We start from the raw sequence: 12895 nt of genomic DNA on the forward strand, positions 1-12895 counted from the left end.
TACATATTCAAGGCTGCCTCCAGAAACTGTCCTAAGAAAAAGTGAGTGCCAAGAGGCGTTAAGTTCAAGAGATATAAGCGCGCCAACAGTGGGATAAGGGCCCGCACTAGGTGTGTTTATATTTTTTGAACTGCCTCTTGAAACTGTCCTAAAACAGCAAGAAAAGTAATAAAAAAATTGAATTAACTAAAATCATTGAAAAACAAGTGAAAATAAAAACGAGGTTAAAACGGTGTTCTGAAAACTCCTGAAACTGAACAAGCAAGTTTTCAAAAATAAAAACAAAAAAACACCGTCAAATTATCCATTAAGGATATTTGCACAGTGTTTTGGGCTTATACAAATATTAATGAATTCGCTCGCTTTTCATTGATTGAATTAAATGTGCCAAAAAAGGTGGCTTCTTTTTAACCTATTAGGGCAGAAACTAAGCCCCCTTTTGGTCACCTTTGTTCTTAATCACATCCCCATTACTATCTAAATGATGAATGATGCGAGCTGGATTGCCAACAATGACCACATCATCAGGAAATGACTTGGTCACAACTGAACCAGCACCAACGACAACCCGATTACCGATAGTGACACCGGGTAAGACAGTCACGCGGCCACCCATCCAAACACTGTCTCCAATGGTGATGGGTGCGCCCATTTCAACATCCGCATTACGCCTTTTAGCGTCTAACGGGTGAACTGGAGTGTATAAACCAACGTTAGGACCAAAGTAGCAGTGTTCCCCAATTGTGATGGGACACGTGTCTAACATCGTGATGTCGTAGTTCCCATAAAAGTGATCGCCAATATGAATGTTAAATCCATAATCGAATTTAAACTCACTTTCAACAAAAAAGTGGTCACCGGTCTGGGCAAGCAAACTTTGGAAACGCTGGTTACGATTATCGTTATCAGTAATCTGGTTAATCTCTTGAAGTTGTTGGCGAATTAGCTTGCGTCTTGCAATCAATTCCGCATCAAACTCCTGGTAAGATTCGCCAGCGGTCATTTTTTCTCTTTCAGTTTTCATAGTACTAGCCTACCACGTTTGCGTCGATTTGTTAAAAGGGGGTAAAAGAAACGATGATTTGAAATGCCGATTGCAAGGTGTTTTTACCCATTTGTTGGGCGACTGGATCCCAAGTACTGCTTTGCTTTCGGTACGCTTTGGTAACTTGTTGCCAGTGCTTTAACAGATCATTTACTGAAACTGCCTGTGTGTCATCTAAAATTTCCCAAAATGTGTTGATAAATTGCTGGGCATTAGCGCGGGTCTGCTTGTGAATCCAGGGGCATAATTGGTGATTTAAAAAATCATCAGTTGTCTGTGATTGACCCAAAATGACTGGATCAGCATCGTGTAAGTGCCAACTGTAAAGGTCATGCTGCCAGATTCCTGTTGCCATACTTGTGACTATTTTGGGCGCGTTTGTAAACGCAGATCCAATTCCGAAAAACGGTAATTGAGGCAGATAAGTTTGAAAACGGGTCTTGAAAGTTTCGGGAAGATCATCTGTTGAAGTAACTTTTGGGCCATCAAAATTGATTACTTGTTTAATTCGATTTTTCGCATCAATTTGACTAGCTACGTAAATAGCCATACTACCACCTTTGGAGTATCCAATGATTTGAAAATTATCAGAATTTGCATGCATAGTTTTTTCTAAATAGTTCCGTGCAAAACTTTGCCATCGTTCACCATTTGGTTCGTAGAGAACTTGAAGATCTGACTGCCAGCCTAAAGTAGTGCCATCGGCGCCACGGAAAACAATAATTTTGGTATGGGGAGCCACACGCACGGTAATGGCAGCACACTGATTGTCTAAGTTTTCTGGTGATTGGATTTTAAAATTCGACAGGCTGACTTTTTCATAACGAAAAGAAGTTTGTAACTTTTGAATGAGAATCCGGTCATTGGGAAGCAACAAATGTTCTGAAGTATTGGCCAACTGAGTTTCTAATTGCTTTAGTGCTTGGGGCAAGGCAATTTCATCGTCCAAATTACCTGCCACAATATCTTGAAGTGGCAAAAATGGTAACCGGGTCAGAATTATCTGATCAGCCACATTTAAATCAGCAGTGATGGGACGATTATAGTTATCTAAATAGTTCAACAGATCAGGCATTTTCAATTTCTCCCCAAACAACGATTTCCGATTGGTATCTTGATTAGAAAATACCATTGAAACGCCAGCGAGTCAATTTGCAAATTTAAAAAGAACTAGTATGATAAAAAAGAACTAGTATGATAAAAAAGAACTAGTATGATAAAAGTGATTTGTTAGAACCATTCTAAACGAGAGGAAGTTTTAATATGGTGATAAATCAAAAACGACGTAAGTTTTCGCCATCACTAGCTCAAAAAATTAGTGTCATGCGGGCTAGTGTGATGGGCGCCAACGATGGTATCTTGTCGGTTGCCGGAATCGTCATTGGTGTGGCTGGAGCGACGACCAATAGTTTTTCAATTTTTATTTCCGGAATTGCCGGGATGATTGCCGGAACTGTTTCGATGGCGATGGGCGAATATGTTTCTGTGAATACGCAAAAAGACGCTCAGCAGCATACCGTTCAATTAGAAAAATTGGCCTTAAAAAACGACTACGACAAAGAGTTTGCAACAGTGAAACAAAAATTTTTGAATTCTGGAATTTCTGATAAACTCGCTCAAAAGGCCACGAGTGAAATGATGGATCAAGGAAGTTTGACTACCGTTGTTCGTGAAAAATATGGCATTAATGTGCATGATTACACCAATCCTTACTTTGCTGCGATAGCATCTATGATTTCTTTTCCAACCGGATCTTTATTACCTCTCTTAGCGATAACGTTTATATCGCCCACTTATAAAATTCCATTAACTATTTGTGCAGTTGCCATTGCGCTGGCCATAACTGGATATCTGGCTGCTGTGCTTGGTAAAGCAATTCGGTATAAAGGGGTCGTTCGAAACGTGATTTCGGGACTCATTACAATGCTAGTGACCTATCTCATTGGTAGTTTATTTGCATGATGGGAGAGACAAATAATGCAAAAAAAATTAAGTAATCACAAAAATATGGATAATTGGTTAAACACTTTGCGAGCCGGTGTGTTAGGTGCAAACGATGGTATTTTAACCGTTGTGGGGGTTTTGTTTAGTGTAGCAGCCGCAACGACCAACTCTTTCACAATCTTTATTGCGGGATTGTCGGATCTGTTAGCCTGTGCGTTTTCCATGTCAGCTGGTGAATACGCCTCAGTTAGTTCTCAGCGTGATACTGAAAAATCAGTTGTGGGTCAAGAAAGATTATTATTAACTACTCAATTTGAGGATGAAAAAGAACGAGTTGTGCGCTTTTACGAAGAAAAAGGTGTTCATCAAGAAACGGCTCAGGCCATAGCAGATGAATTACTGAACCAAAAAGATCGGGCACTTGCGACAATTGTCAATATTAAATACGGCATGAACTTAGATAATTACCTGAATCCTTGGCAAGCGGCCGTGTCTTCATTGTTTTCTGCGTCATCAGGTGGTATTTTTCCACTTGTGGCGATGACCTTTGCACCAGCCGGGTATCAGTTATTAGCCACGATTATTGCTGTTCTTTTCGCTGTGACTTTGACCGGCTATTTAAGCGCACGGCTTGGCAATGGCATTCCAAAAAAAGCGGTCATTCGAAACATTGTGGTAGGAATCATTACAATGTTTATTCACTATTACGTGGGAAAACTTTTTTAAACAATTAAATAAATTAGTGAAAATCCTATTAGGTAAGTGTTTGCAGTTTGATTACAAACACTTTTTTGTTATATTACGGGTATTTTATTTTAGGAATACCAAAAAATGGAGTTTACTTTACTTGGTTTTAAACTATAATGGAGTTGAAAAAAGGAGGAGATCGTTGATATGTTAGAAGATATGGGGAATGGAAAAAAGCATGGGTTATTGTACTACGCAAACGGACCAAGTCTTGAAGAGATCAATAGCACGGTGCCAGTACCAAAAGAAGGTGGCTTTTTCAAAAAGTTGATGGCTTTCTCGGGACCAGGTGCATTAGTTGCGGTTGGTTATATGGATCCAGGTAATTGGGTAACTTCCATTGGTGGTGGTGCCCAGTTCGGTTACCTACTTGATGTCTGTGATCTTGCTTTCGAGTTTAATCGCCATGTTATTACAATATATGGCGTCTAAACTGGGAATTGTGACACAGATGGATCTGGCACAAGCGACGCGAGCACATACGGGCAAAGTTTTAGGAATTATTTTATGGCTTACAACAGAGGCTGCAATTTGTGCGACAGATATTGCGGAGGTAATTGGTGGAGCCATTGCGTTGGAGCTTCTTTTTAGAATTCCACTAGTTTTAGGGGTCACTTTAACTGTATTCGATGTTTTGCTCTTATTGTTATTAACAAAGTTAGGTTTTCGAAAAATTGAAGCGATCGTTGTGACGCTTATTGTTGTTATTTTGGCTGTATTTGCCTATGAAGTTGGCGTTTCTAATCCAAACTGGGCGTCCATGTTTGCCGGATTTGTGCCAAAACCTCAAATTTTACATCCAGGAGAGTTAACCATGGCACTAGGAATTGTGGGTGCCACGGTGATGCCTCATAATTTATACTTACATTCATCAATTTCGCAAACACGCAAGATTGATCATAATGATGAAGATGCAGTGGCTGAAGCAGTGAAATTTTCTACTTGGGATTCAAATATTCAATTAACTGGTGCGTTCGTGATTAATTGTTTGTTATTAGTGCTTGGGGCAGCTTTATTCTTTGGGCATGGTGAAGGGTTAGGAACCTTCACTTCACTATTTGATGCCCTTCAAGATAATTAGTTGGCAGGCGCGGTTGCTAGTCCAATCTTAAGTATACTGTTTGCGGTGGCATTGTTAGCTTCTGGTCAAAACTCAACGATTACCGGGACGTTAACTGGTCAAATCGTTATGGAAGGGTTTATCCATATGAAGATGCCATTGTGGGCACGTCGGTTAATTACGCGATTGATTTCGGTTATTCCTGTTTTGATTTGCACCATTGCATATGGGGGTAAGGAAAGTGCGTTGGATAGTCTCTTAGTCAATTCACAAGTTTTCTTGTCAGTTGCATTGCCAATTTCAATGATTCCATTGACCCTGTTTACTTCGTCAAAGAAAATTATGGGTAATCGGTTTGTGAATAAAATGTGGGTTACAGTTTTAGCATGGCTGTGCACAATTGTTCTCACTATTTTAAACTTACAAATTGTTTGGCAGTCATTAACGGCACTATAGAGGAGGAATCTTATGAATCCGAAAGAGTTTAAAAAGATCTTGGTTGGTGTAGACGATTCACAGGATGCTCAATTAGCGTTTCGATATGCGATGAATCGTGCAAAAAATGATGGCGCTAGTTTAGTCATTGTCACTGTTTCAGAAAATGATGATATGAATGTGTATCAAGCACTCAGCAAAGATTATGTAAATGAAAAACATAAACGACTTATGCAGCATATCGCTAAATATCAGCAGGTGGCAGAACAATTTGGCGTGAAAGACGTTTCAACAGTCGTGGCACAAGGTAATCCAGGGAAAGTGATTGTTGATGAAGTCATCAAGGATGTGCAGCCTGATTTATTGGTAATTGGCGCTCAAGCTAAATCTGGGATTGAAAAGCATTTTGGTAGTCAAGCAGCATACATGGCAAAATATGCGCCAATATCCGTGTTGGTCGTTCGTTAATATGGTAGGAAAATTAGAGCGGGAAAAGTGGCTAGATTCTGAGCGGAAGGATCTGCCCTTTTTTTCTCGTTTTAAAAATAATATTCGGGAAGCATAAAGAGACCGTAAAAAAATATTTTTTATTCGGCCTTTTTTTAACAGTTGTTCATAAAAAGTTCTTGCTTCTTTGTTGAATAGTCTGTACAATGAGTTCAACTACTTACAAAAAGTAAGCGCAGTAATTCTAGTATTTAACTTAAAGGAGAACTTAAAGATGGCAAAAATGAAAGCAGGACAAGCGTTAGCAAAGGTTTTAGAAAGTTGGCAAGTAGATCACATTTATGGGATTACTGCCGATTCTATTAATAATACTGTGGATGGTTTATATCAAGAAAAGGACAAAATCAAATACATTCAAGTACGACATGAAGAAGTTGGTTCCTTAGCAGCCTCTGCCGATGCCAAATTAACTGGAAAAATCGGCGTCAGTTTTGGTTCAGCCGGGCCTGGTGCCACTCACTTATTCAATGGTTTATATGATGCTAAAATGGATCATGCGCCCGTTTTAGCAATCGTTGGTCAATCTGCAACAGGAGTTATGAACACGTCCTTCTTTCAAGAAATGAATCAGGACCCGATGTTTGTTGATGTTGCTGTGTTCCATGAACAAGTGGTAAGTGCACACCAAATCCCTTACGTGGTCGATCAAGCCATTCGGGCTGCATATGCGAATAAAGGTCCTGCGGTTGTGATTATTCCTGATGATTTATCTGGACAAGAAATTGAGTTTACTGAGTTCAAAACAGCTCCTATTTATAAGGAACAAATGCACACCAAGTTTGATAAAAAAACGATTGATCGCGTTGTTAAAGCTATTCAAAACGCAAAGCATCCTATCATCTGGGCTGGTGTCGGGCTGAAGGGTGCCAAAAAAGAATTAGTGGCTGTATCTGAGAAATTTAGTTTGCCTGTGCTTTCAACCGTGCCTGCGACTGGGGTAATGCCAACTGATCATCCTAATTTCATGGGATCTCGTGGACGTTTAGGAACCAAACCTGGTTTTGAAGTTTCACAAATGGCTGATTTAGTGCTTTCTGTTGGGACCAATTATCCATTCTTACGCTTTTTACCAGAAGGTGTCAAAATCATTCAGGTCAACAATAACGCGGCTGATATTGGTAAACAACGTGACGTTGATTTAGCGATTCTTGGGGATGGGAAAGACTTTTTGCAAGAGTTATTAAAACGTGATGTCACAATTGAACCAACTAAGTTCTTAAAAGCGGCACGATTAGATAAACAAAACTGGGATAAGTGGCTAGATGCGTTAGCCAGCGATGATTCAGAAGGTTTACCTGCAGAAGCTGTAATGAAAACAGTCAAGGCTCATGCGAAAGATGACACTGTTTTTGGTGCCGATGTCGGTAATAATACTGAGTGGGCAATCCGTCAATTGCCACTTAACAAAAATCAGAAGTTTACCTTGTCTTCTTGGTTTGCCACAATGGGTTATGGATTACCATCTGGAATAGCTGGTAAGTTAAGTTTTCCGGACCGACAAGTAGTTACGATCTCTGGTGATGGCGGCTATGCAATGGTTATGCAGGATTTGTTGACAGAAGTTAAATACCAACTTCCAGTTGTGAACGTTATTCTTGAAAACAAAGTGTTTGGGTTTATTCAACACGAAAAAATTGCTGCAAAGCAAGCACCATATGGAATCGATTTACTGGGTGCAAACTGGGCAGGTGTTGCTGAAGACATGGGCGCAATTGGTTTCACAGTAACTGACCAAAAGTCGTTAGACGCGGCATTTGATAAGATTGATGAATTGCAAAAGGCAGGCAATACGAAACCAATCGTTGTCGATGCTAAGATTAAGAATGTGGATCCAATTGATACATCATTTATTCCAATGGATCCTGAACAGTTTGATCAAGAAACAATCAATAATTATAAGAAGACTTACAATGTGTTTGGACAACCAGCATTGTCTGAAATTTTGAAAAATATGTAAAAAATTAGGTAATTAAATGAAATCCCGCGAATGAAATTTATCGCGGGATTTTTAATTATGGTAAAGCTCGATGGATTAATTTTAGAAGCAGGTTTTTGAATGGTATAATTCTTACCATGGAGACTTATTCAGTAAAGAGGTAATTAAAATTATGAAATTAATTTCTTGGAACGTAAATGGCATTAGAGCTGCAGTTACTCATGATTTTGTGGCGTCGTTTAATACTTTAGATGCTGATATTTTTTGTATACAAGAAACCAAAATGCAAGCGGGTCAATTGGATTTGGATTTGCCTGGCTATTATCAGTACTGGAACTATGCGGATCGTAAGGGCTATTCAGGAACAGCAATTTTTACAAAAATTAAACCGCTCAGTGTAAAGTACGGCATGGGTGTAGATATTCATGATCATGAAGGTCGGTTAATTACTTTAGAGTTTGAAAACTTTTATATGATGACAAGTTACACGCCCAATTCACAAGCTAAACTAAAACGGTTGGATTATCGCATGACGTGGGATGATGATTTTCGCCATTATGTTGATGAATTAGCCAAAACCAAACCGGTTATTTTTTGTGGTGATTTGAATGTCGCACATGAACCAATTGATATTAAAAATGATAAGACAAATCATCACAATGCTGGGTTTACGGATGAAGAACGAGGTAAATTCACAGAGTTGTTGGCAAGTGGGTTTACAGATACCTTCCGTTATTTTTATCCGGATAAAGAAGGCATCTATTCTTGGTGGAGTTATCGATTCCACGCCCGTGATCATAATGCCGGCTGGCGAATTGATTACTTCGTGGCTTCCAACAGTTTACAGGACAAATTACAGGATGCTAAAATTCATAATGAAATTTTTGGCTCGGACCATTGTCCCGTCGAACTCGATATCGATTTGAAATAGCTTTAATATGGAGGAATTAAAATGGCGTTACCAAAACCAATTTCAAAATATTCTGAACAAGAAGCAAGTGACACTGCTCAGAAATTAAGAAAAACGTTAAATCAATGGGGAAAAGACTACTACACAAAGGATAATCCTGAAGTGGAAGATAGTGTTTATGATGCGAAGTATCGTGACCTCCAAGAATTGGAATCAGCATTTCCTTCAATTGTGACCCCAGACTCAATTACACAACGAGTCGGTGGTGAGGTGCTTAGTGGGTTTACTAAAGTGCGTCATGAAATCCCAATGTTATCAATGGGGGATGTGTTTTCAAAAGAAGAGTTAGTAGAGTTTGATGATCGAATCCAAAAAAATGTGGGCTACGCGGTTGATTATAATGTTGAGTTAAAAATTGATGGTTTGGCAATTTCTTTAGTTTATGAAGATGGCAAACTAGTGCGAGGCTCTACACGTGGTGATGGAAATATTGGTGAAGACATCACTAAAAATTTACAGACCATTTCCTCAATCCCACAAACTTTAACCAAACCTGTGTCGATTGAAGTTCGTGGTGAATGCTATATGCCAAAACAGGCTTTTGCCGATCTAAATAAACAACAAGAAGAACGTGGTGAAGCAGTTTTTGCCAATCCGCGGAATGCAGCTGCGGGAAGTTTGCGCCAGCTTGATACACGAGTGACAAGAGCACGCAAACTAGATACGTTCATTTACACGATTAGTACGTTCGATGATCTGCAGGTTGCTACCCAACATGAAGCCATTGAAATGCTGGAGGAATTAGGATTTAATACGAATCCTACGCAACGTGTTTGTCATAACTTAGATGAAGTTTGGCAATATATTGATGAGTACCAAGCACAACGAGATCAGTTAGCTTATGGAATTGATGGTATTGTGCTTAAAGTTAACGATTTAGACTTGCAGGGACAACTGGGCCATACTGTGAAGGTGCCACGCTGGGAGATTGCCTATAAGTTCCCACCAGAAGAGGCGTTAACGGTTATTCGTGAAATTGAATGGACAGTTGGTCGAACGGGTGTGGTGACTCCAACTGCTATTATGGATCCCGTTCAACTAGCAGGTTCAACCGTTGCCCGAGCTACACTTAATAATGTGGATCAAATCGCGGCAAAGGGTGTACGGCTAGGGGATACCGTCAAATTACATAAGGCTGGTGATATTATTCCAGAAATTACGGAAGTTATTCTGGATAAACGAGCGGCTGATAGTAAAGAATTACAGATCCCAACCAATTGTCCGTCATGTGATCGCGAACTGGTTCATTTAAATGGAGAGGTCGCTTTGCGTTGTATTAATCCAGATTGTCCTGCACAAATGGTGGCTCGTCTAGAGCATTTTGGTTCGCGGAATGCCATGAATATTAACGGATTGGGTCCCCGTTTAATTCAAGTTTTCTTTGACCATAAACTAGTCCGTAGTTTTTCGGATTTGTATTCCTTAGATCCTGATGACTTAGCAAAGCTGGACAATTTTAAAGAGAAAAGAATTAATGGGTTATTGGATTCCATTAATAACAGCCGACAAAACTCTTTGGAGCGGCTGGTGAATGGTATCGGAATTCCTGGTGTGGGAACTAAAATGGCGCGTATTTTAGCTGAAAACTTTTTGACAATGGACAAATTGACAAAGGCTAGTGAAGAAGAGTTAACCGCCATTGATGCAGTTGGCGACATTTTAGCAGCTAATATCGTGACTTTCTTTCAAAGCGAAGCCGCCCAAGAGACGATTGAAGAGTTAGTTTCAGCAGGTGTCAATATGACTTATGACGGACCAACGACAACCCAGGTGCAAGATAATTACTTTAATGGTAAAAAGGTTGTCTTAACAGGAAAACTGGAGAAATATACTCGCAATGAGTTAAAAGAAAAACTTGAAGATCTAGGGGCCGATGTTACTGGCTCGGTTTCTAAAAAGACCGATTTACTGATTGTCGGAACTGATGCTGGAAGTAAGTTGGCAAAGGCACAAACGTTGGGTGTTGAAGTGATGAGCGAAGCGGAAATGGAAGCACACTTTTAACTTATGGATTTATATGAAATCTAATCAGATATAAGGAATATCGTTTATCTATCAAGCTTTCATTGACGTAACAAATTTAATCGACTATACTATCAAAATGTGAATTATCAAATGTCTAAATACGAGAGGTTAAGGAAATGCATACAATGTATCAGATAATCTCTGAACAATTTCAAAACTTTAAAATTATTCGGAGAATGGCAAAGTTTGGTGACAGGGCTACGTACCAAAGTCATTATTTGGGACTAGCTTGGGAAGTTTTAAACCCTCTCATCCAGATTGGAATTTACTATTTGGTGTTTGGCGTTGCGTTAAAACGTGGCGATCCGATGCCTGGTGTGCCGTATTTGCCTTGGATGGTGGTTGGAATTACACCATGGCTATTTATGAATAGAAGTGTTCTTGACGCATCAAAAAGTGTTTATCAAGAGGTTGGCTTGGCTTCTAAAATGAAGTTCCCAGTTAGTATTTTGCCATCTATAAAAATTGTGGGAAATTTAACAAGTTTTTGGACAATGTTAGGATTCTCTGTCTTTTTGATGTTAGTTAATCATATTTTTCCAACAATTTCATGGATTCAGTTTATTTATTATTTCATTTGTATGATGGCATTATTATATGCACTCGGAATTTTTAACTCTACGGTAACGGTGCTGATTCGAGATTGGCAAATTACTTTACAGTCTATTCTAAGAATGCTGTTTTATATGAGTGGTGTACTGTTTAATTTTGCAACATCTAATTTCCCAGTTATTTTAATTCGAATCTTGGAATTAAATCCATTTTACTATGTGATTAATGGAATGCGTGAATCGCTTCTAAATAAGGGATGGGTTTGGCAAGAGCCTAATCTAACGATTACTATTGTTTTTTGGATGTTTGTTTTCATTGTGATGATAGTTGGCACTTTCTTGCATAATAAATTCCGTGCTAATTTCGTTGATTTGATTTAGAAAATGGAGAATATGTAATTATGGCTGAAGAGTACAAGATCAAATTAAAAAATGTGACTAAAGAATATGATCTTTATAGAACGAAGAATGAAAAATTAAAATCTTTCTTTAATCTATCAAAAAATAGTGATGTTCCTCATTTTTGGTCACTTAAAGGCATTAGTTTAACGATTCATAAAGGTGAGTCAGTTGGAATTATTGGGGTTAATGGTTCTGGAAAGTCTACTATGTCTAATATTATTTCTGGAATTATTCCACAAACAACCGGATTTGTAGATGTTCGTGGTGACACCTCAATTGTAGCCATCAGTGCAGGATTAAAGAGAAGCCTTACAGGACTAGAAAACATCAGACTAAAAGGCCTTATGCAAGGGTTAACATTTGAAGAAATTGACGCTGTTCGCGATGATATCATCGAATTTGCGGATATTGGCGATTTTATTGATCAACCCGTAAAGGACTATTCGTCTGGTATGCGTTCACGACTTGGATTTGCTATTGCGGTGCATATTAATCCTGATATTTTAATCATTGATGAAGCTTTGTCAGTTGGTGATGATACCTTCTATCAAAAATGTTTGGATAAGATTAATGAATTTAAAACGGAAGGTAAAACAATTCTTTTTGTAAGTCATTCTCTAAAGCAGGTTGAGATGCTTTGTGACCGCACGGCATGGATTCATTTTGGTGATTTACGTATGATCGGAAACACAGAAGAAGTAGTGAATGCGTATCGACAATTCTCGGCTGACTTTAAGAAAAAGACAAAGGTAGAACGTTCAAATTATCAAAAAGCCAAGAAGCAGCTACAGTTAAATTTTGATATTAAGGGTTATGAACAAAAAGTTGCTAAGGAAGTAGGCCAAACAGAAGGACTAGAAGAACATGAAGCTCAAAAGGCTACACATAAACTTTTTTATGGTGAAGTTCTTCCTAGCAAAATGACTACGGCAAGTAAATGGATTATACTGGCAGCTTTAATAGTGATGGTTTTCTTTGCTTTTGTGTCAGTTTCTGGACATTCGGTTACAAAGAGTATCACAGATCCTACAGTACTTTTGCATCCAGTTTATCCAAAAACGACTGGAACTGGACAGCAATTTAAATAAAAAAGTTAAACAAAAGAATGGAAATTATCCAAATATTTGGTTTTTTCCTTTTTCTTTGTGTACAAAATTAATAATGAGTTTACTTTAAGCAATTTTTTATTATTCTATAGAGTTTAAACATAAGCTTGTAAAAATATTAGATTTTTAAAAATGTGGAATCGTTTGAGTGTTTAAATAATTATGTG

General features: G+C 38.5%; 10 protein-coding genes and 1 pseudogene. 9 read left to right on the forward strand and 2 right to left on the reverse strand.

The features are described 5' to 3' along the window. Nucleotides 1-427: 427 nt before the first annotated feature. Nucleotides 428-1024: a sugar O-acetyltransferase gene (locus tag DD627_RS01940; RefSeq protein ID WP_068805614.1), complete on the reverse strand. Its 597-nt coding sequence runs from the start codon at nucleotides 1022-1024 to the stop codon at nucleotides 428-430. A 31-nt stretch (nucleotides 1025-1055) separates the two neighbouring features. After that, a complete protein-coding gene (locus DD627_RS01945; RefSeq protein ID WP_260274955.1) occupies nucleotides 1056-2120 on the reverse strand; it encodes an Mbeg1-like protein in 1065 nt (354 codons plus the stop codon). A 188-nt stretch (nucleotides 2121-2308) separates the two neighbouring features. On the opposite strand from DD627_RS01945, the gene DD627_RS01950 reads away from it, so the two are divergent. The 9 genes and pseudogenes from DD627_RS01950 to DD627_RS01990 all read left to right on the forward strand — a co-directional run bounded on the left by DD627_RS01950 (nucleotide 2309) and on the right by DD627_RS01990 (nucleotide 12710). Then, entirely contained in the window at nucleotides 2309-3007 is a 699-nt protein-coding gene (locus tag DD627_RS01950) for a VIT1/CCC1 transporter family protein (RefSeq protein WP_260274956.1), read from the forward strand. Nucleotides 3008-3022: 15 nt separating this feature from the next. Continuing rightward, complete coding sequence (locus tag DD627_RS01955) at nucleotides 3023-3715, forward strand: VIT1/CCC1 transporter family protein (RefSeq protein ID WP_057783291.1); 693 nt, start codon at nucleotides 3023-3025, stop codon at nucleotides 3713-3715. A gap of 168 nt (nucleotides 3716-3883) precedes the next feature. Continuing rightward, nucleotides 3884-5252 (forward strand): annotated as a pseudogene (locus tag DD627_RS01960) (Nramp family divalent metal transporter). 12 nt (nucleotides 5253-5264) lie between these two features. Beyond that, nucleotides 5265-5699 (forward strand): universal stress protein, encoded by a 435-nt coding sequence (locus DD627_RS01965; protein ID WP_057783288.1) that lies wholly within the window; start codon nucleotides 5265-5267, stop codon nucleotides 5697-5699. Nucleotides 5700-5952: 253 nt separating this feature from the next. Next, complete coding sequence (locus DD627_RS01970; RefSeq protein WP_260274957.1) at nucleotides 5953-7695, forward strand: thiamine pyrophosphate-dependent enzyme; 1743 nt, start codon at nucleotides 5953-5955, stop codon at nucleotides 7693-7695. Nucleotides 7696-7846: 151 nt separating this feature from the next. After that, nucleotides 7847-8605, forward strand: a complete 759-nt coding sequence (locus DD627_RS01975) for an exodeoxyribonuclease III (RefSeq protein WP_260274958.1) — start codon at nucleotides 7847-7849, stop codon at nucleotides 8603-8605. A gap of 21 nt (nucleotides 8606-8626) precedes the next feature. Continuing rightward, nucleotides 8627-10648 carry an NAD-dependent DNA ligase LigA gene (gene ligA, locus DD627_RS01980; RefSeq protein WP_260274959.1) on the forward strand — a complete coding sequence of 674 codons (2022 nt, stop codon included), beginning with the start codon at nucleotides 8627-8629 and terminating at the stop codon, nucleotides 10646-10648. Nucleotides 10649-10785: 137 nt separating this feature from the next. After that, nucleotides 10786-11601, forward strand: coding sequence for an ABC transporter permease (locus tag DD627_RS01985; RefSeq protein WP_057805384.1), 816 nt, complete (start codon nucleotides 10786-10788; stop codon nucleotides 11599-11601). Nucleotides 11602-11621: 20 nt separating this feature from the next. Further along, complete coding sequence (locus tag DD627_RS01990; protein WP_260274960.1) at nucleotides 11622-12710, forward strand: ABC transporter ATP-binding protein; 1089 nt, start codon at nucleotides 11622-11624, stop codon at nucleotides 12708-12710. The last annotated feature ends 185 nt before the right edge of the window (nucleotides 12711-12895 follow it).

Origin of the sequence: Pediococcus sp. (genome assembly GCF_003533255.1) — a bacterium.
Classification (GTDB): Bacteria; Bacillota; Bacilli; order Lactobacillales; family Lactobacillaceae; genus Pediococcus; species Pediococcus parvulus.

Excerpts from the sequence above, each read along its gene's own strand:
- ligA (WP_260274959.1), top strand. The coding sequence starts at position 8,627 with ATGGCGTTACCAAAACCAATTTCAAAATATTCTGAACAAGAAGCAAGT.
- DD627_RS01990 (WP_260274960.1), top strand. The coding sequence starts at position 11,622 with ATGGCTGAAGAGTACAAGATCAAATTAAAAAATGTGACTAAAGAATAT.
- DD627_RS01940 (WP_068805614.1), bottom strand. The coding sequence starts at position 1,024 with ATGAAAACTGAAAGAGAAAAAATGACCGCTGGCGAATCTTACCAGGAG.
- DD627_RS01970 (WP_260274957.1), top strand. The coding sequence starts at position 5,953 with ATGGCAAAAATGAAAGCAGGACAAGCGTTAGCAAAGGTTTTAGAAAGT.
- DD627_RS01985 (WP_057805384.1), top strand. The coding sequence starts at position 10,786 with ATGCATACAATGTATCAGATAATCTCTGAACAATTTCAAAACTTTAAA.
- DD627_RS01955 (WP_057783291.1), top strand. The coding sequence starts at position 3,023 with ATGCAAAAAAAATTAAGTAATCACAAAAATATGGATAATTGGTTAAAC.
- DD627_RS01965 (WP_057783288.1), top strand. The coding sequence starts at position 5,265 with ATGAATCCGAAAGAGTTTAAAAAGATCTTGGTTGGTGTAGACGATTCA.
- DD627_RS01945 (WP_260274955.1), bottom strand. The coding sequence starts at position 2,120 with ATGCCTGATCTGTTGAACTATTTAGATAACTATAATCGTCCCATCACT.
- DD627_RS01950 (WP_260274956.1), top strand. The coding sequence starts at position 2,309 with ATGGTGATAAATCAAAAACGACGTAAGTTTTCGCCATCACTAGCTCAA.
- DD627_RS01975 (WP_260274958.1), top strand. The coding sequence starts at position 7,847 with ATGAAATTAATTTCTTGGAACGTAAATGGCATTAGAGCTGCAGTTACT.